The organism is Streptomyces sp. NPDC056503, assembly GCF_042794995.1.
Taxonomy (GTDB): Bacteria; Actinomycetota; Actinomycetes; order Streptomycetales; family Streptomycetaceae; genus Streptomyces.
In genome coordinates this window covers 1-20568 of the sequence record NZ_JBHTST010000035.1, presented here as the reverse complement: position 1 = coordinate 20568, position 20568 = coordinate 1, and the positions used below count along the sequence as shown (strand labels likewise).

2 protein-coding genes and 1 pseudogene are annotated in these 20568 nt (G+C 75.2%); all 3 read right to left on the bottom strand.

Annotated elements, in window-relative coordinates:
• Positions 1–75: 75 nt before the first annotated feature.
• Positions 76–11481, bottom strand: coding sequence for an SDR family NAD(P)-dependent oxidoreductase (locus tag ACFQ8C_RS13480; RefSeq protein ID WP_383455950.1), 11406 nt, complete (start codon positions 11479–11481; stop codon positions 76–78).
• 7 nt (positions 11482–11488) lie between these two features.
• Positions 11489–17011, bottom strand: a pseudogene (locus tag ACFQ8C_RS13475) (type I polyketide synthase); the annotation flags it as partial.
• A 23-nt stretch (positions 17012–17034) separates the two neighbouring features.
• Positions 17035–20559 carry an acyltransferase domain-containing protein gene (locus ACFQ8C_RS13470; RefSeq protein WP_383456027.1) on the bottom strand — a complete coding sequence of 1175 codons (3525 nt, stop codon included), beginning with the start codon at positions 20557–20559 and terminating at the stop codon, positions 17035–17037.
• Between the last annotated feature and the right edge of the window lie 9 nt (positions 20560–20568).

Genomic DNA, 20568 nt, shown 5'->3' with positions numbered 1-20568 from the left:
CAGGTCGGGTCGGGTCGGCATACGGCGGGGGGTGCGTCGGGGCGCGGCGGTCGGCCGCCGCGCCCCGAACGCGGGTCAGGAGGAGGAGGCGAACCACTCCTGGATCGCGAGGGCCGTGGTCCGCGACCGCTCCTCGACCATCGAGTAGTGGTCGCCGGGCACGGTGCGGGTGGCGGCCGCCCCCTCCCACCGGGTCCGCCAGTCGTCGCCCCCGGCCGCCCCGCCGGCGCTGTCGCCCTCCCCGGCGGAGCCGTCGAGGGTGAAGCGGTCCTCGGCCTGGAGGAAGAGCGTCGGCGCGGCCACCGGACCCTGGGCGAAGTCGGCCATCAGCTCCGTGTAGCGGGCCAGCGCGGTCAGCTTGGTCCCGTCGTACGGGCCGTACTGCGCCTCCCTCGCCAGCAGGGCCACGGCCATCTCCGCGATGATGCCGGTCGCCTGCTCGCCGTCCCGCTCCCCGCCCTCGGGCGCGGCGGGCTCGACGGTGTACGTGTCGAGCAGGACCAGCGCGCTGGGCGCGACGCCCATCTGCTCCAGCCTGCCCGCCACCGCGTGGGCGATCAGACCGCCCGACGAGTAGCCGAGGAGGGCGAAGGGCTCGCCGCCCGCCGCGTCGCGCACGCACTCCGCGAGGAGCTCGGTCACCGCGCGGGCCGTGGCCGGCAGGCTCTCGCCCTCGGCGAAGCCCGGCACGGGCAGCGCGTACACCTCCTGCGTCCCCCGGAAGTGCGAGGTCAGCCGGGCGTGCTGGTAGGCGCCGCCCATCGCCATCGGGCTGCCGACGCAGAACAGCTTCGGCAGCTTCCCGCCGGGCGCGGCGTCGGCGAGCCTGATGGCGGCCGGCGGCGCGGCGAGTTCGGCCGGGGACTCGAACGACGGCCGCAGGACCGCCGCCGTGCCGAGCATGTGCAGCGCCTCGTAGAGCCTGCCGCTGCCGACGGCCGAGTGGAACAGCTCCCGGAACATGTCCGGCGCCCGGCCGGCGCCCGCCGCGGCGGGCCCCGCCGGCCCGTCGGCCGGTTCGACGGAGCCCAGCTCGCGGTCGACGCGGGCGGCCAGCTCGGCGGGGCTGCCGTGGTCGAAGACGACCGAGGGCGGCAGCCGCAGCCCGGTGAGGGCGTTCAGCTGGTTGCGCAGCCCCACCGCGAGCAGCGAGTCGAAGCCGATCTCCAGGAAGTGCTGCCGGGGGTCGAGGCCGGTGGAGTCGGGGTGGCCGAGGAGACCGGCCGCGTGGTCCAGGACCAGCGCCACGAGCGCCTTCCGCCGCTCGGCGCCCGTGAGGCCCGCGAGCCGCCGGACCGGCGACTCCTCGCCTCCGGCGACGGCCGCGCCCACCCTGCGGCGGGCCGCGGGCACCAGCCTCGCGAAGGCCTGCGGGACCTCGTCGGCCGTGGCCCCGGCCAGGTCGAGCCGGACCGGGGCCAGCAGCGCCTCGGGCCTGGCCAGCGCCGCGTCGAAGAGCGCGAGGCCCTCGTCGGCGGAGAGGGCACCCATGCCGCTGCGCTCCAGCCTGGCCCGGTCGGCGTCCGTCATGGCGCCGGTCATCTCGCTCACCGTCTCCCACAGGCCCCAGCCCAGCGACTGGGCCGCCAGGCCGGCCGCGCGCCGCCGTGCCGCGAGCGCGTCGAGGAAGGCGTTCGCCGCCGCGTAGCCGCCCTGGCCCGGCGCGCCGAACAGCCCGGCCGCCGAGGAGAACAGCACGAACGCGCCGAGCCCGAGGTCCGCGGTCAGCTCGTGCAGCGCGAGCGCGGCGTCCACCTTGGGACGCAGCGTCCTCGCCAGGCCCTCGGGGGTGAGGGAGCCGATCGTGGCGTCCTCCAGGACGCCGGCCGCGTGGACGACCGCGCGCAGCGGGCGTCCTTCGGGGAGTGCGGCGAGCAGTTCCGCGAGGGCGTCCCGGTCGGCCGCGTCGCAGGCGGCGACGGTGACCTCGGCGCCCGCCCGGTCGAGTTCGGCGAGCAGCTCGGGGTCGGCGACGCCCCCGCGGCTGACCAGCAGCAGGTGCCGCACGCCGTGCTCGGTCGCGAGGTGCCGGGCGACGAGTCCGCCGAGCAGCCCGGTGGCGCCGGTGATCAGCGTGGTGCCCTCGGGGTCGAAGACGCTGCCGGGTGCCTCCTCGTGCGCGCCGGGGCGCAGCAGCCGCGCCCCGTGGACGACGCCGTCGCGCACCAGCGCCTGCGGCTCGTCCCCGGCGGGCAGCGCGGCCAGCGCCCTCACGGACCGGGGCCGTTCGTCCAGGTCGGCCAGGACGATCCGGTCCGGGTGCTCGGCCTGGGCGGACCTGAGCAGTCCCCAGAGCGCCGCGCCGGCGAGGTCGGTGACGTCCTCGCCGGAGCGCGCGAGCGCGCCGCGCGTCGCGACGACGAGCCGCGCCGGGTCGAACAGCGGCTCGCCGAACCACTCCTGAAGGTCCGTCAGCGTGGCGGTGACGGCCTCGCGCACCTGGTCGGCGTCGGCGTCGGGCAGGGCCGCGGTGCGGTCCCAGACGACGACGTCGGGCGCCCGGCCGGTCGCCACCGCGTGCGCGCGGAGCTCCCCCAGGTCGCCGTAGCGGGCGGCGGGCACGGCGGCCGCGCCGAGCGCCTCGGCCAGGGCGGGGTCCCCGCCGACGACCGCGAGGACGCCCGGGGCGTTCCCGGCGCCGGCGGGCACGGCGGTCCAGTCCCAGCGGAAGAGGTGGCGCAGGTGGCGTGCGTCCGGCGCGCTCGGTCCGCCGGCGGGGCGCAGCAGCAGCGAGCCCACGGAGGCGACGGGTCCGCCCGTGTGGTCGGCGAGTTCGAGGGCGAGGGAGCCGTCGCCGAGCGGGGTGAGGCGCACCCGCAGGGCGGTGGCCCCGGTGGCGTGCACGGCCACGTCCGTCCACCCGAACGGCAGTCCGCCGGTCACGTCCTCGCCGCAGAACGCCACGGCGTGCAGGGCGGCGTCGAGCAGCGCCGGGTGCAGCGCGTACCGCTCGGCGGGGCCGGTCCGGTCGGCGTGGGCGGGGTCGAGGGCGACCTCGGCGAACACCTCGCCGCCGCGCCGCCAGGCGGCCCGCACGCCGCGGAACGCCGGCCCGTACTCCAGGCCCATCGCGGCGAGCCGCTCGTACAGGTCGTCGACCGGCACGGCCTCGGCGTCGGCCGGGGGCCAGGCGGTGAGCCCGGCGGGCGGGGTCTGCGGGGCGCCGGTGAGGCGGCCCGAGGCGTGCCGGGTCCACGGCAGGTCGCCGTCCTCGGGCCTGGCGTGGACGGTCAGCTCCCGGCTGCCGTCCTCGGCCGGTCCCGTCACGGCGATCTGCACGACGGTGCCGCCCGGTTCGGACAGGGTCAGCGGCGTCTCCAGGGTGAGTTCGGCGAGGTGCCCGCAGCCGACCCGGTCGCCCGCCTGCACGGCCAGCTCCACGAGGGCGGCGCCGGGCACGACGACGGCGCCGCCGACGGTGTGCTCGGCCAGCCACGGGAGCCGGCCGACGGTCAGCCGGGAGGTGAGCACCGCGCCCTCGGAGCCGGCGAGGCCGACGGCCGCGCCGATCATCGGGTGCTCGGGCGCGTCCAGGCCCGCCGAGGTGACGTCGAGCTCGGCCTGCCGGGTGGTGCGGTCGGGCCAGTAGCGCTCGCGGTGGAAGGCGTACGGCGGCAGCTGCGTCGTGCGGGCGCCCCTGCCGGTGAACAGCCGCTGCCAGTCCGCGCCCACCCCGTTCGCGTACAGCTCCCCGGCCGCGGCCAGCGCGGCCGTGGTCTCGGGGCGGCCGGGGCGGAGCACGGGCACGACGACGGGGTCCTCCGCGATGCCGCCGAGGCAGGCCTCGGTGACGGCGGAGAGCACCCCGTCGGGGCCCAGCTCGACGAAGCGGGTGACGCCCTCGGCCTCCAGGGCGCGCACGCCGTCGAGGAACCGGACGGTCTCCCGGGCGTGCCGCACCCAGTACTCGGGGTCGTCGAGGTCGTCGACCGTGGCGAGGGCGCCGGTGAGGGTGGAGACGACCGGGACGCGGGGCGCCTCGTAGGACAGTTCGTCGGCGACGTCGTAGAGGTCGTCGAGGATGACCTCCATGCGCGGCGAGTGGGAGGCCTGCCGGATGCCCAGGCGCCGGGTGCGGCGGCCCAGGCCCTCGAAGTGCGCGGCGACCGCGAGGACGGGCTCCTCGTCGCCGGAGACCACGATCGAGCGCGGGCCGTTGACGACGGCGACCGCGGCCCGGTCGGTGAGCAGCGGCTCCGCCTCCTCCGGGGTGCACTCCAGGGCGACCATCGCCCCGCCGGACGCCTCCTGCATGAGCCGGCCCCTGGTGCCCGCGAGCCGTACGGCGTCCTTGAGCGAGAACACGCCCGCGACGTGCTGGGCGGCGATCTCCCCCACCGAGTGGCCCATCACGTAGTCGGGGCGCACCCCCCAGGACTCCAGGAGCCTGAAGAGGGAGACCTCCAGGGCGAAGACGGCGGCCGCGGCGAACGCCGTCTGGTCGAGCAGCTGGGCCGCGACCGTGCCCTCCTCCGCGAACATCACCTCGCGCAGCGGCCGGTCCAGATGACGGTCGTAATGCGCGCAGACCGCGTCGAAGGCGTCGGCGAACGCCGGGAAGGCGGCGTGGAGTTCCCGGCCGAGCGCGGCCCGCTGACCGCCCTGCCCGGGGAAGAGGAAGGCGGTCTTCCCGCCGCCGGCCCGCGCGGTGCCCAGGGCGACGGCCGGCCCGGGAGCCCCGTCGGCGAGCGAGGCCAGCGCGGCCAGCAACCCGTCGCGGTCGGCTCCGACGACCGCCGCCCGGTGGCGGCCGTAGCCGCGACCGGACGCCAGCGAGTAGCCGACGTCCTCGGTCCGTACCTCCGGATGCTCGGCCAGGTGGGCGAGGAGCCGCTTCGCCTGGAGCGGCAGCGCGTCGGCGCTGCGCGCGGAGAGCAGCCAGGGCAGCGCGGGGCCGCGGTCGACGTCCGTGGCCTGGTCGGCTGCCGGGGCCTGGTCGGCGTCCGGGGCCGGGGCCTCGGTCCGGCCGGCGTCCAGGTCGCGACCGGCGGGCGCCGGCTCGGCGGACTCCTCCTCCGGGGCCTCTTCGAGGATGGTGTGGACGTTCGTTCCGCTGTAGCCGAACGAGGAGACGCCCGCGCGGCGCGGACGCCCGGAGCGGGGCCAGGGCCTGGCCTCGGTGAGCAGCCGGACGGCGCCGCCGCTCCAGTCGACGTGCGGCGTCGGCTCGTCGGCGTGGAGCGAGCCCGGCAGCCGGCCGTGACGCAGCGCCTGCACCATCTTGATGACACCGGCGACGCCCGCCGCGGCCTGCGTGTGGCCGATGTTGGACTTCACCGAGCCGAGCCACAGCGGCCGGTCCTCGGGCCGGTCCTGCCCGTAGGTGGCGAGCAGCGCCTGTGCCTCGATCGGGTCGCCGAGCGTGGTGCCCGTGCCGTGCGCCTCCACCGCGTCGATGTCGCCGGGGGTGAACCCGGCGGTGGCCAGCGCCCGTCGGATCACCCGCTCCTGGGAGGGCCCGTTGGGCGCGGTCAGCCCGTTGGACGCGCCGTCCTGGTTGACGGCGGAGCCCCGTACGACGGCCAGGACCCGGTGCCCGTGGCGCCGGGCGTCCGAGAGCCGTTCGACGACGAGCATGCCCGCGCCCTCGGACCAGCCGACGCCGTCGGCCCCGGCGCCGAACGCCTTGCAGCGGCCGTCGGAGGCCAGGCCGCCCTGCCGGTCGAAGCCGATGAAGTTGCTCGGCGACACCATGACGGTGACGCCGCCCGCGAGCGCCAGGTCGCAGTCGCCCTGGCGCAGCGCCTGGATCGCCCAGTGGAGGCCGACCAGCGAGGACGAGCAGGCGGTGTCGACGGAGACGGCGGGGCCTTCGAGACCGAGCACGTACGCCACCCGGCCCGAGACGACGCTGCCGGAGAGCCCGGTCGTGCGGATGCCCGCGTCGAGCGTGTCGGTCTCCTCGACGTACGGGTCGTAGTCGGTCTGCATCACACCGGCGAACACCCCGGTGGACGAGCCCCGCAGCGACACCGGGTCGATGCCCGCCCGCTCCAGCGCCTCCCACGAGGTCTCCAGGAGGAGCCGCTGCTGGGGGTCCATGAGCAGGGCCTCGCGCGGGCTGATCCCGAAGAAGGCCGCGTCGAAGTCGGTGGCGTCGTGGAGGAAGCCGCCCTGCGGGTCCTTGGCGGTGGCGCCGTCACCGAGCCAGTACTCGAGGTCCCAGTCGCGGTTGGTGGGGAAGCCCGAGATCGCGTCGGTGCCGTCGGAGACCAGCCGCCACAGGTCCTCGGGCGAGTCGACCCCGCCCGGGTAGCGGCAGGCCATGCCGACGATGGCGATCGGCTCGTCGTCGAGCCGCACGGCGGGCCCGTCGTCCCGCACGTCGTCGAGGTCGCCGACGAGCAGGGTGTGCAGGTGCCCGGCGAGCGCGGCGGCCGTCGGGTAGTCGAAGACGATCGTGGCGGTCAGCTGCGTGCCGGTCGCGGAGCTGAGCCGGTTGCGCAGCTCGACGGCGGTCAGCGAGTCGAAGCCGAGGTCCTGGAAGGCCCGGTCCCCGTCGACGCTCTCCGGGGAGGTGTGGCCGAGCACCGCGGCGACGTGCTCACGGACCAGGTCCTGGACGGCGGTGAGCCGGTCGCCCGGCGGCAGCGCCCCGAGCCGTTCCGACAGCGCCCCGGTCCCGGCCCGCTCCCGGGCCGCGGCGGCACGGCGCCGGGCGGGGGCCAGACCGCCGAGCAGCGGCGGCAGCGTACCGTCCGGGTCGGTGAGGGCCGGCAGGTCGAGCCTGGCGGGTACGAGGACGGCGGCGGCGCTCGCGGTGCACAGGTCGAGCAGGGCGAGGCCCTCGGCCGCGGTGAGACCGCTGATACCGGGACGGGGGCGCTCCGAGGGGCCGGTGGCGCTCATGCCGATGCCGCCGGTGTCCCACATGCCCCAGGCCAGCGACTGCCCGGGCAGCCCCGCCGAACGACGGTACTCCGCCAACGCGTCGAGATACGCGTTGCCCGCCGCGTAACCCGCCTGCCCCGGAGCACCCAACACCCCGGCCGCCGAAGAGAACGACACGAAGACCGGAGCCTGCGCGAACTCGTGCAGATGCCACCCCGCATCCACCTTCGGACGCAACACACCCGCCACCCGCTCCGCCGTCAGGGACGTCACCACACCGTCGTCGAGGACACCGGCCGCGTGCACCACACCCGCCAGCCGACGCCCCGACAGCAGCGCCTCGGCCGAACCACGATCCGCCAGGTCGCACGCCACCACCTCGACGCGCGCCCCCAGCCCCTCCAACTCCCCGACCAGCACATCCGCCCCCGGCGCGGCCGGACCCGAACGACTCACCAACAACAGCTCACGCACCCCATGCACCCGCACCAGATGCCGGGCCACCAGAGCACCCAGGGCACCCGTACCACCCGAGACCAGAACCTGACCTTCATCACCCCACACCGTCCCGGCCCCGCTCGGGCCGTCCGGGGCGACACGGACCAGACGAGGCACCCAGGTCCCGCCGGCCCGGACCACCACGTCCGGTTCGCCGGATGCCAGGACGGCGGCCAGGAGTCCGGCCGTCAGGTCTCCTTCGAGGTCGGGCTCGGCGTCCACCAGCACGAACCGGCCGGGGTGCTCGGTCTGGGCCGACCGCACCAGGCCGCGCACGGCGGCGCCCGCGAGATCGGTCACGGCCTCGTCCGGCAGCGCGGCGACGGCGCCGCGGGTCACGACGGCCAGCACCCCGGTGTCGGCGCCGAGATGGGACCGCACGGCCCCCAGCGCGTCCGTCACGGCCGCGTGGACGGCCTCCGGCGACGTACCGCCCGTGACGTCGAACACGGCGGGCGTCTGGTCGGCCGGGCCCGCGGCGGGCAGGACCGAGCGCTCCCACGCCGTACGGAAGAGGTCGTCGGCGCCCGTGACCGCGCCGCCCCCGGGCGCGGCGGAGAGCCGCCCGGCGGGCAGGGGACGCAGGGCGAGGGAGCCGACGGCGGCCACGGGGTCGCCCTGCGCGTCGGCCAGTTCCAGCGACACGCCGCTCTCGCCCGAGGGGGCGATGCGGACCCGGGCCGCGGCGGCACCCGACGCGAACAGTTCCACACCGTTCCAGGAGAACGGCAGGGAAGGGCCGTCGCCCTCGGCGGCGGACGCGGCGGAACCGAGACCGATCGCGTGGAGCGCGGCGTCGAGCACGGCCGGGTGCAGCAGGAAGTCCTCCGCGTCCGGATGCGCGCGCTCGGCGAGCCCGACCTCGGCGAAGACCTCGTCGCCCCGCCGCCAGGCCCGCTTGAGGCCCTGGAACACCGGCCCGTACACGAGCCCCGCGTCCGCCAGGGTCTCGTACCGGCCGTCCAGGGAGACCGGCTCCGCGCCGGCCGGGGGCCAGCTCCGCCGCCAGTCGCCGACCGCGGCACCGCCCGAGCCCGTGCCCGTGCCCGTGCTCGGCGCGACCAGGACGCCCGTCGCGTGCCGGGCCCACGGGGCCGTCCCGGTGGCCTCCTCGGGGCGCGCGTACAGGCTCATCGGGCGGGCCCCCGCGTCGTCGGCGGCGCCGACGGTGACCTGCACCTGGACCGCGCCGCGCTCGGGCAGGACGAGGGGCGCGTCGAGGGTCAGCTCGCCGATGCGCCCGCAGCCGACGTGGTCGCCCGCGCGGACGGCGATCTCGACCAGACCGGCGCCGGGGAAGACGACGGCTCCGCCCACGACGTGGTCCGCGAGCCACGGGTGCGTGGCGAGCGAGAGCCGCCCGGAGAGGATCAGGTCGTCGGAGTCCGCGAGCACGATGGCCGCGCCGAGGAGCGGATGGTCCACGGTGCCGAGCCCCATCGAGGCGGCGTCCGCGCCGGTCGCGGGCGTGCGCAGCCAGTACGTCTCGCGCTGGAAGGCGTACGTCGGCAGCTCGACCGGCCGGCCGCCGGCGGCGCCGAAGCAGCTCTCCCAGTCGGGGCCGTTCGCGGCGCCGGCGGCGACGAGCCGGGCCAGCCCGGAGACGAGGGTCTCCTCCTCGTCGCGGTCGCGGCGGAGGAGGGGGACGAAGGCGGCGCCGGGGTCGGTCGCGGTCACCGTCGCGGTGAGCGTGGCGTCCGGGCCGACCTCGACGAAGTGCCGTACGGACGACTGCTCTCGGAGGGCGTCGAGGGCGGCCGCGAAGCGGACGGGCGCACGGACCTGGCGGACCCAGTAGGCGGGGTCCGCCAGCTCGGCGCCGACCGGCGTGCCACTGACCGTGGAGACGAACGGGATGCGGGGAGCGGCGAAGACCAGCCCCTCGACGGCCTGCCGGAAGTCCTCCAGCATCGGCTCCATCAACGGCGAGTGGAAGGCGTGCGAGACCTTCAGGCGGGTCGTCTTACGACCCAGAGCCTCGAAGTGCGCCTGAAGAGCGAGGACTTCGGACTCGACGCCGGAGACGACGAGCGCGCGCGGACCGTTCACGGCGGCGACCGAAACCCCGGCGGTCAGCCGGACCTCGTCCTCCGACGCCTCGACCGCCACCATCGCACCGCCCTCGGGCAGCGCCTCCATCAACCGACCCCGAGCCGACACAAGCCGCGCCGCGTCCCCCAGCGACAACACCCCCGCCACATGCGCGGCGGCGATCTCGCCGATCGAGTGACCGGCGACCGCGTCGGGCCGTACGCCCCACGACTCAAGGAGCCGGAAGAGGGCGACCTCGACCGCGAACAACGCCGGCTGCGCGTTCCCCGTCCGGTTCAATGCCTCCGCGTCCTCGCCCCACATCACCTCCCGCAGACCGTCCGGAAGCTCCGCGAGCACCTCGTCCAACGCCCCCGCGAACACCGGGAACGCCTCGTACAGCCCACGACCCATCCCCAGCCGCTGCGACCCCTGACCCGCGAACACGAAGGCCGTCGGACCGTCCTCGCCTGCGGCGCGGTCCTGCTGGACGTTCGCCGCCGCCTCGCCCGCGGCCAGGCTGCGCAGACCCGCCAGGAGTTCGCCGCGGTCGGCGCCCGTCACCACGGCGCGGTGCTCGAAGAGCGACCGCGTCCCGGTCAGCGACCGGCCGACCTCGCGCGCGTCCAGCCCGGGACGCGCCTCCACGTGCGCGAGGAGCCGCAGCGCCTGCCCGCGCAGGGCCTCGGCGCCGCGGGCCGAGAGAACCCACGGGATCGTCCGGCCGAAGACGGAGCCCGACGGGGCCTCCTCCGGCGCGGCGACCTCGGCGGGACCGGCCTGTTCGAGGATGACGTGGGCGTTGGTGCCGCTGAAGCCGAACGAGGAGACGCCGGCCCTGCGCGGGCGGCCGGTCTCGGGCCACGCGCGCGCCTCGGTCAGCAGCTCGACCCGGCCCGCGTCCCAGTCGACGTGCGTGGACGGCTTGTCCACGTGCAGCGTCTTCGGCAGGACGCCGTGGCGCATCGCCTCGACCATCTTGATGACGCCCGCGACACCGGCGGCGCCCTGGGTGTGGCCCAGGTTCGACTTCACCGAGCCCAGCCACAGCGGCTCCGTGTCCTCACGCCCCTGCCCGTACGTGGCCAGCAGCGCCTGCGCCTCGATCGGGTCGCCCAGCTCCGTGGCGGTGCCGTGTCCCTCCACGGCGTCCACCTGGTCGGCGGCGACGCGGGCGTCGGCGAGGGCCTGCCGGATCACGCGCTGCTGTGCCGGGCCGTTGGGGGCGGTGAGGCCGTTGGAGGCGCCGTCCTGGTTGACGGCGGAACCCCGGAGGACCGCGAGGACCGGGTGGCCGTTGCGGCGGGCGTCGGAGAGCCGCTCCAGGAGGAGGAGACCGGCGCCCTCGCCCCAGCCGGTGCCGTCCGCGTCCTCCGCGAAGGCCCGGCAGCGGCCGTCCCGGGAGAGACTGCCGCTCTCCTTGCTGAACTCGACGAAGGTGCGGGGCGTGGCCATGACGGTGACGCCGCCGGCGAGCGCCAGCGCGCACTCGCCCTTGCGCAGCGACTGGGCCGCCAGGTGCAGCGCCACCAGGGAGGACGAACACGCCGTGTCCACCGTCACCGCGGGACCCTCAAGACCCAGGGTGTACGCCACGCGGCCCGAGACCACGCTGCCGAGCGTGCCCCCGCGCGCGTAGTCGTGGTACATCACGCCGGCGAACACGCCGGTCGCGCTGCCCTTCATGGAGCGCGGCGCTATCCCGGCCCGCTCGAAGGCCTCCCAGGACGTCTCCAGGAGAAGCCGCTGCTGAGGATCCATCAGGAGGGCCTCGCGCGGACTGATGCCGAAGAAGTCGGCGTCGAACTCGGCGGCCTCGTGCAGGAATCCGCCCTCGCGGACGTAACTGCTGTCGGGGCGATCGCCCGTGGGGTCGTAGAGCCGCTCCACGTCCCAGCCACGGTCGGTGGGGAACGCGGTGACGGCGTCGGTGCCGTCGGAGACCAGCGCCCACAGGTCCTCGGGGGACGCGACGCCGCCCGGGAAACGGCAGGCCATGGCGACGATCGCGATCGGCTCGCGCGCCGCGTCCGCCAGGGCCCTGTTCTGCTCGCGCAGCCGCTCGGTCTCCTTCATCGACGCGCGAAGAGCGTCGACCACCTTGCTTTCGGACTTGCTCATCTCGCCCTCACACTCCCTGCGTCGAATTGCCGTCTTCCATGCCCCGCAGTACCAGCGCGGCCAGAGCGTCGCCGTCCAACTCGTCGATGTCGATGGCGACTTCCAGGTCACCTTCGAGGCCGTCGACGGTTCGGCCCGGATGCGCGGCGAGCCGGGAGGAGGCCCCGCCGTCCGCGTCCGACAGCTCGAACAGGACGCTCAGCAGTCCCGCGTCGCGCAACCGTGAGATCGGAATGCGCCGCAGGACCTCACGTACACGTGCTTCCTCGTCGGCCGCTCCCGCGCCGCCCTCCCCGTCCTCCGGAACCAGTTCCGTGGAGAGGTGGCTCGCGAGGGAGCGGGCATTCGGATGGTCGAAGATCAAAGTGGCGGGAAGCCGGGTTCCCGTGACCGTGGTCAGCCTGTTGCGGAAACCGATCGCGGAGAGCGAGTCGAATCCCAGGTCGTTGAAGGACCGCTCGGGCTCGACGGCCTCGGGTCCGGAGTGTCCCAGCTGGTGCGCCGCCTCGGTGCGCACCAGGTGGAGCAGCCGTACGAGCCGGTCGCCGCGGGAGAGCCCCGCGAGCTCCGCGAGGAGCGTCCGGCCCGCCTCGGCGGACTCGGCTCCCGCGGCGCTGCGCCTCCGGCTCGGCAGCAGACGGCGGAGGAGGTGGGGGGTCCCGCCCTCGTGCGTCCGCCACGCCTCCGGATCCAGGGCCATCACCACGAGGGCGGCGGCCTCGACGCCGGGCGCGACGTCGAGGAGAGCCAGCGCCTCGCCGGCGGAGAGGGCCGCGTGCCGGCCGCCGCCGCGCCTTGAGGCGGTCGTGCCGGATGCGGCGGGTGGGGTGGACGGGACGGCTGCGGCGGGCACGGCGGGTGCGGCGGCCGTTGCGGTGGCAAGGGCGGATGCGGCTGCCGTTGCGGTGGCAGGGGCGGGTGCGGCGGCGGCGCTCATGCCGGTGCCTCCGGTGTCCCACATGCCCCAGGCCAGGGACTGCGCGGGCAGCCCCGCCGAGCGGCGGTACTCGGCGAGCGCGTCGAGGTAGGCGTTGCCGGCCGCGTAGTTCGCCTGGCCGGGCGCGCCGAGGACACCGGCGGCCGAGGAGAAGAGGACGAAGGCAGGGGTGTCGGCGAACTCGTGCAGATGCCAGGCCGCGTCCGCCTTCGGACGCAGCACACCGGTCACCCGCTCCGCCGTCAGGGACGTCACCACACCGTCGTCGAGGACACCGGCCGCGTGCACCACACCCGCCAGCCGACGCCCCGACAACAACGCCTCGGCCGAGCCGCGATCCGCCAGATCACACGCCACCACCTCGACGCGCGCCCCCAGCCCCTCCAACTCCCGGACCAGTACGTCCGCCCCGGGCGCGCCCGGACCCGAACGACTCACCAGCAACAGCTCACGCACCCCGTGCACCGCCACCAGATGCCGGGCCACCAGGGCACCCAACGCACCCGTACCACCCGAGACCAGAACCTGCCCCTCGCCGTCCCACACCGTGCCCGGCCCGGCCGGGCCGTCCGGGGCGACACGGACCAGCCGGGGCACCCACACCCCGTCGGCCCGGACCACCACGTCCGGCTCGTCCACCACCGGTGTCACCGGCGTCACCGGCACCCCCGGTCCCGCGTCGACGAGCACGAACCGTCCCGGATGCTCCGCCTGCGCCGACCGCACCAACCCCCGCACGGCGGCACCCGCGAGATCCGTCACCGACTCCCCCGGCAACGCGGCGACAGCACCACGCGTCACCACCACCAACACACCCGTGTCCTGGCCCAGATGAGACTGCACGGCGCCCAGCGCCGCCGTCACCGCTCCGCGCACCGCCTCCGGCGACACACCACCCGCCACCTCGACCACGGCGGCCTCGCCGACCACCCCACCCGAAGGCGACGCGACACGCTCCCACTCCGTACGGAACAGCCGCCGGGCGGCCGGGCCGCCGGCACGGGCGCCGTCGAGCGCGTCGAGCGCGTCGGACGGCAGTTCGCGCAGGGCGAGCGAGCCGATCGAGGCGAGGGGGCGGCCGTTCACGTCGGCGAGGTCAACGGCGGTCCCGCCGTCGGACGCGGCGGCGATCCGCACCCGCGCCGCGCCCGCGCCCGACGCGTACACCTCCACGCCCGACCAGGCGAAGGGAAGCGCGGGCCCCTCGCCCGGCGTCCCCTGGGCACCCCCCGCCCCGACGGCGTGCAGCGCCGCGTCCAGGAGGGCCGGGTGCAGCACGAAGTCCTCGGCATCGGCCCGGGCCCGCTCCGGCAGCGCGACCTCGGCGAAGACCTCGTCCCCGCGCCGCCACACCCGCCGAAGACCCCGGAAGACCGGTCCATACACCAGGCCGGTGCCGGCCAGGTGCTCGTACATGCCGTCAAGCGGCACGGGACGGGCACCCTCCGGCGGCCAGACACCGGCTCCCCCATCGGCATCACCATGACCACCGCCATCGGCGTCGGCGAGTGCCGTGCCGGAGCCCGTGCGCGCCACCGCGAGAAGACCCGTGGCGTGCCGCGTCCAGGGGGCGTCCTCGTCGTGCGCGCTCCGCGCGTGCACGCCCAGCGGACGGGCCCCCGTCCCGTCCGGAACCCCCACGGTCACCTGCACCTGCACCGATCCGCCGTCGGGGACGACGAGCGGCGCCTCCAGGGTCAGCTCCTCGACGCGCCCGCAGCCGACGTGATCGCCCGCCCGGACGGCGAGCTCGACCAGACCGGAGCCCGGGAAGACGACGGCCCCGCCCACCTGGTGATCCACCAGCCAAGGGTGCGCGGCCTGCGACAGACGCCCGGAGAGAACCAGCGAACCGGACTCCGCGCTCACGGTCGCCGCGCCGATGAAGGGGTGGTCGACGACCGCGAGCCCGACGGCGTCGGCGTCACCACCGCCGGCGGCGGACGCGTGCATCCAGTAGTGCTCGCGCTGGAAGGCGTACGTGGGGAGGTCGACGAGCCGCGCCCCCTGCCCCTCGAACACCTTCCGCCAGTCCGGCGACTTCCCGGACACGTGGAGCGTGCCCAGCGCCGACACCAGCGCCTCGGGCTCGTCGCGGTCGCGGCGGAGGAGCGGTACGAAGGGGGCCTCGGGCGCGGTCGCGGTCAGCGCGGCGTCCGGACCGACCTCCACGAAGTGCCGTACGCCCAGGGCTTCGAGAGCACCCACGGCATCCGCGAAACGGACCGGCTCACGGACCTGCCGCACCCAGTAGGAGACGTCCGCGAGTTCCTGCTCGACCTGCACGCCCGTCACCGTGGAGACGAACGAGACACGCGGAACGGAGAAGGACAGCCCCTCCACCACCCGCCGGAACTCCGCCAGCATCGGCTCCATCAACGGCGAGTGGAAGGCGTGCGAGACCTTCAGACGGGTCGTCTTACGACCCAGCGCATCGAAGTGCGCCTGAAGGGAGAGGACTTCGGACTCGACACCGGAGACGACAAGCGCGCGCGGGCCGTTCACGGCGGCGACCGAAACCCCGGCGGTGAGCCGGACCTCGTCCTCCGACGCCTCGACCGCCACCATCGCACCACCCTCGGGCAGCGCCTCCATCAACCGACCCCGAGCGGAAACGAGCCGTGCCGCATCCGCCAGCGACAACACCCCCGCCACATGCGCGGCGGCGATCTCACCCACCGAATGCCCGGCCACCACATCCGGCCGCACACCCCACGACTCAAGGAGCCGGAACAACGCCACCTCGACCGCGAACAACGCCGGCTGCGCGTTCCCCGTACGGTTCAGAACCTCCGCATCCTCACCCCACATCACCTCCCGCAAACCATCCGGAAGCTCCGCGAGCACCTCGTCCAACGCCCCCGCGAACACCGGGAACGCCCCGTACAACCCACGACCCATCCCCAACCGCTGCGACCCCTGGCCCCCGAACACGAACGCCGTCACGCTCGTCCCGGCCGAACCCGTGAAGGTGTTCGGCGCGCTGTCTCCTCGGGCGAGCGCCGCCAGACCGCGCAGGGCCTCGTCCCGGTCGGCCGCGACCACGACGGCCCGGTGGTCGAGCACCGAACGGGACGCCGCCAGGGACAGTCCGACGTCCGCGAGGCCCAGCCCGGGGCGCGCCTCCACGTGGTCGAGCAGCCGTCGCGCCTGCCCGCGCAGGGCCTCCGCGCCGCGCGCCGACAGCACCCAGGCGCCCCACCGGGGCGCCGTGCCCGGCTCGCCGTCCGGCTCCGCGCCCGCTTCCCCGTCCGGCTCCTCGTCGGCGGGGGCCTGCTCGACGATGACGTGGGCGTTCGTACCGCTCACGCCGAAGGACGAGATCCCCGCCCGGCGCGGGCGCCCCGTCTCGGGCCACGCCCGTGCCTCCGTGAGCAGCTCGATCCGGCCCGCGTGCCAGTCGACGTGCGTGGAGGGCTTGTCCACGTGCAGTGTCTTCGGCAGGACGCCGTGGCGCATCGCCTCGATCATCTTGATGACGCCCGCGACGCCGGCCGCCGCCTGGGTGTGCCCCACGTTGGACTTCACCGAGCCCAGCCACAGCGGCTCCGTGTCCTCACGCCCCTGCCCGTACGTGGCCAGCAGTGCCTGTGCCTCGATCGGGTCGCCGAGCGTCGTCCCCGTACCGTGTGCCTCCACCGCGTCCACGTCCGCCGCCTTGAGCCGCGCGTCGGCCAGGGCCTGGCGGATCACCCGGCGCTGGGCGGGGCCGTTCGGCGCGGTCATGCCGTTGGAGGCGCCGTCCTGGTTGACGGCGGAGCCGCGCACCACCGCGAGGACGGGGTGGCCGTTGGCGCGGGCGTCCGACAGGCGTTCCAGGAGCAGTACGCCGGCGCCCTCGGCCCAACCGGTGCCGTCCGCCGACTCGGCGAAGGGCTTGCAGCGGCCGTCGGGGGCGAGGCCCCGCTCCAGGCTGAACTCCACGAAGGTGCGGGGGCTCGACATCACCGTGGCGCCGCCGACCAGCGCCAGCGCGCACTCGTCCTTGCGCAGCGACTGCACGGCCAGGTGCAGCGCCACGAGGGCCGAGGAGCAGGCGGTGTCGACCGTGACGGCGGGCCCCTCCAGTCCGAAGGTGTACGCGAGGCGGCCGGAGACGACGCCCGAAGAGCCGTAACTTCCGGGGTAGTTGTGGTACATCACGCCGGCGAACACACCGGTCCTGCTGCCCTTCACGGAGCGCGGCGGTATCCCGGCCCGTTCGAAGGCCTCCCAGGAGGTCTCCAGGAGGAGCCGCTGCTGCGGGTCGATCAGCAGCGCGTCGCGCGGGCCGATCCCGAAGAGGGAGGCGTCGAACTCGGCTGCGTCGTGGAGGAATCCGGCCTCGTGGACGTAGCTGCTGCCGGGGCGCTCGCCCGTGGGGTCGTGCAGCCTCTCCAGGTCCCAGCCGCGGTCGGCGGGGAAGGGCCCGACGGCGTCCGTGCCGTCGGCCACCAGCCGCCACAGGTCCTCGGGCGTCCCGACGCCGCCGGGGAAGCGGCAGGCGGTCCCGACGATCGCGATCGGCTCGTGGCCGGCGGCGGTCAGTTTCCTGTTCTGCTCGCGCAGGCGCTCCACTTCCTTGAGCGAGGCGCGCAGGGCGTCGAGCACGTTCCTCTCGGACTTCTGCGGAGTGCTCATGCGTCCCCCTCCGAAGCCCGGAACGCCATGTCGATCAGCGAATCCATGTCCATCCCGTCGATCTCGCGCTCGCGCTGTTCCTGGGACTCCGCGGAAGGCTCCGCGTCCGTCGTGGTCGTGTCCGTGACGCCGTCCGGAGACGTGGCCCGGTCCGTGCCCGTGCCGTCCGGCACCAGTTCCTCGGAGAGGTGGCGGGCGAGGGCGACGGAGTCCGGGTAGTCGAAGATCATGGTCACCGGGAGCTGCATGCCGGTGACGATGGTCAGCTTGTTGCGGAAGCCGACGGCGGAGAGGGAGTCGAATCCCACCTCGTTGAAGGACCGCTCGGGCTCGATGGCCTCGGGCCCGGGGTGCCCGAGCAGATGCGCCGCCTCGGTGCGCACCAGGCCGAGCAGCAGCTCCTCCCGTTCCTCCGGGGTCAGCCCGGCGAGCCGTTCCCGCAGCGAGCGGGTGGCCGCCGAGACGGGCGCGGCCACGCCCCGCCTGACCGGCTTCGGTCGCCGCAACTTGCCGAACATCGGAGCGAGTTCGTCCCCGTCACCCGCGAGTGCGGCCCTGTTCAGGGCCAGGGGTACGAGGACGGGGGCGCCGCTCCCCGCGGCCCCGTCGAGGAGGGCGAGGGCGTCGTCGACGGCGAGCGGCTCGACGCCGGTGCGGGCCAGGCGTTCCCGCTCGGCGGCACCCAGCCCCTCGACCATGCCGGTGTCCCACATGCCCCAGGCCAACGACTGCCCGGACAGCCCCGCCGAACGACGGTACTCCGCCAACGCATCGAGATACGCGTTGCCCGCCGCGTAACCCGCCTGCCCCGGAGCACCCAACACCCCGGCCGCCGAAGAGAACAACACGAAGACCGGAGCCTGCGCGAACTCGTGCAGATGCCACCCCGCATCCACCTTCGGACGCAACACACCCACCACCCGCTCCGCCGACAACGACGTCACCACACCGTCATCGAGGACACCGGCCGCGTGCACCACACCCGCCAGCCCACGCCCCGACAACAACGCCTCGGCCGAACCACGATCCGCCAGGTCGCACGCCACCACCTCGACGCGCGCCCCCAGCCCCTCCAACTCCCCGACCAGCACATCCGCCCCCGGCGCGGCCGGACCCGAACGACTCACCAACAACAGCTCACGCACCCCATGCACCCGCACCAGATGCCGGGCCACCAGAGCACCCAGGGCACCCGTACCACCCGAGACCAGAACCTGCCCCTCGCCGTCCCACACCGTCCCGGCCCCGCTCGGGCCGTCCGGGGCGACACGGACCAGACGAGGTACCCACACCTCACCACCACGCACCGCGACGTCCGGCTCGGCCACCGCCAACACGACCGGCGCCAGCGAGGCGACATCGGCGTCGCGGTCCGCGTCCACCAGCACCAGGCGCCCCGGATGCTCCGCCTGCGCCGACCGCACCAACCCCCGCACGGCGGCACCCGCGAGATCCGTCACCGACTCGTCGGCCAGGGCGACGGCGCCGCGCGTGACGACCACCAACACCCGCCCCTGTCCGGCGACATGGGACTGGACGGCCTCCAGGGCCGAGACCACCTCACCCCGCACCGCCTCCGGCGATGCGGCGCCGCCCGCCACCTCCAGCAGGGTGAACTCCCCGCCGTCGAACTGGTCGGAGGTCGGCAGGACCGCACGTGTCCACTCCGTCCGGAGGAGTTCGGCGTCGGCCGTCCCCCCGGTGTCCGCGGAGCCGTGTGCGACCGCCGCGCCGGACTCCGCGTCGCGCAGGACGAGGGAGTCCACGGAGGCCACCGGCCGACCGCTCGTGTCCGCCAGTTCGAGCGTCGTCCCGGTGACGCGCACCCGCGCGGCGCCCGCGCCCGACGCGAACACCTCCACACCCCGCAGGACATAGGGCAGGGCAAGCCCCTCACCGGCCGCCGCCGAGAGCCCCACGACCTGAAGGGCCGCGTCGAACAGGGCCGGGTGCACAAGGAAGTCGGCGGCGTCCGACGCCGCGCGCTCCGCGAGTGCCACCTCGGCGAAGACCTCGTCGCCGCGCCTCCAGGCCGCCCGGACGCCACGGAACACGGGCCCGTACGCCAGCCCGGCGTCTGCCAGGGACTCGTACATGCCGGCCAGCGAGACCGGCTCGGCACCCGGCGGCGGCCAGGCGATCAGGTCCGCCGCCCCCTTCGTCGGCGCGCCCGCCGCGACCGACAGCGCTCCCGACGCGTGCCGGGTCCAGAGGGTGCCGACCGGGGCGCTCTCCGGGCGGGCGTGCAGCACGAACTCGCGGCGGCCCGAGGCGTCGGCCGCGCGGAGCGTGAGCTGGAGCCGTACACCGCCGTCCCCCGGCAGGACGACAGGGGCCTCGAAGACCAGCTCCTCGATCCGGCCGCAGCCGACCTCGTCGCCCGCGCGCACCAGCAGTTCCGCGATCCCCGCGCCGGGCAGCACCGCCGAGCCGCCGACCACGTGGTCACCGAGCCAGCGGTGCGTGCCGAGCGAGAGGGTCGCGGTGAACATCAGGGCGTCCGACTCGGCGAGTTCGACGACCGCGCCGAGGAGCGGGTGGTCCAGGCCGCCGGCGGCCCCGGCACCGTCCCCGTCACTGATCCAGTAGTGCTCGCGCTGGAAGGCGTACGTGGGGAGGTCGACGAGCCGCGCCCCCTGTCCCTCGAAGGCCTTCCGCCAGTCCGGGGACCTCCCGGCCGCATGGAGCGCCCCCAGGGCCGACACCAGCGTCTCCGCCTCGTCGCCGTCACGGCGGAGGAGCGGTACGAAGGAGGCTCCCGCGCCCGTGGCGGTGAGCGTGGCGTCGGGCCCGGCCTCGACGAAGTGGCGTACGCCCAGGGCTTCGAGCGCGCCCACGGCATCCGCGAACCGCACGGGTTCGCGCACCTGACGCACCCAGTACGCCGGATCGCCCAGCTCCTCCTCACCGGCGGGCGCGCCCGTCACGGTGGAGACGAACGGGATCCGGGGTGCGGCGAAGGCCAGCCCCTCGACGGCCTGCCGGAAGTCCTCCAGCATCGGCTCCATGAGCGGGGAGTGGAAGGCGTGCGAGACCTTGAGACGGGTCGTCTTACGACCCAGAGCCTCGAAGTGCGCCTGGAGGGAGAGGACTTCGGATTCGACACCGGAGACGACGAGCGAGCGGGGACCGTTGACCGCGGCGATCGAAACCCCGGCGGTGAGCCGGACCTCGTCCTCCGACGCCTCGACCGCCACCATCGCACCACCCTCGGGCAGCGCCTCCATCAACCGACCACGCGCCGACACAAGCCGAGCCGCATCCCCCAGCGACAACACCCCCGCCACATGCGCGGCAGCGATCTCACCCACCGAATGCCCGGCCACCACATCCGGCCGCACACCCCACGACTCCAGAAGACGGAAGAGGGCGACCTCGACCGCGAACAACGCCGGCTGAGCCCAACCCGTACGGTTCAGAACCTCCGCGTCCTCGCCCCACATCACCTCCCGCAGACCATCCGGAAGCTCCGCGAGCACCTCGTCCAACGCCCCCGCGAACACCGGGAACGCCCCGTACAACCCACGACC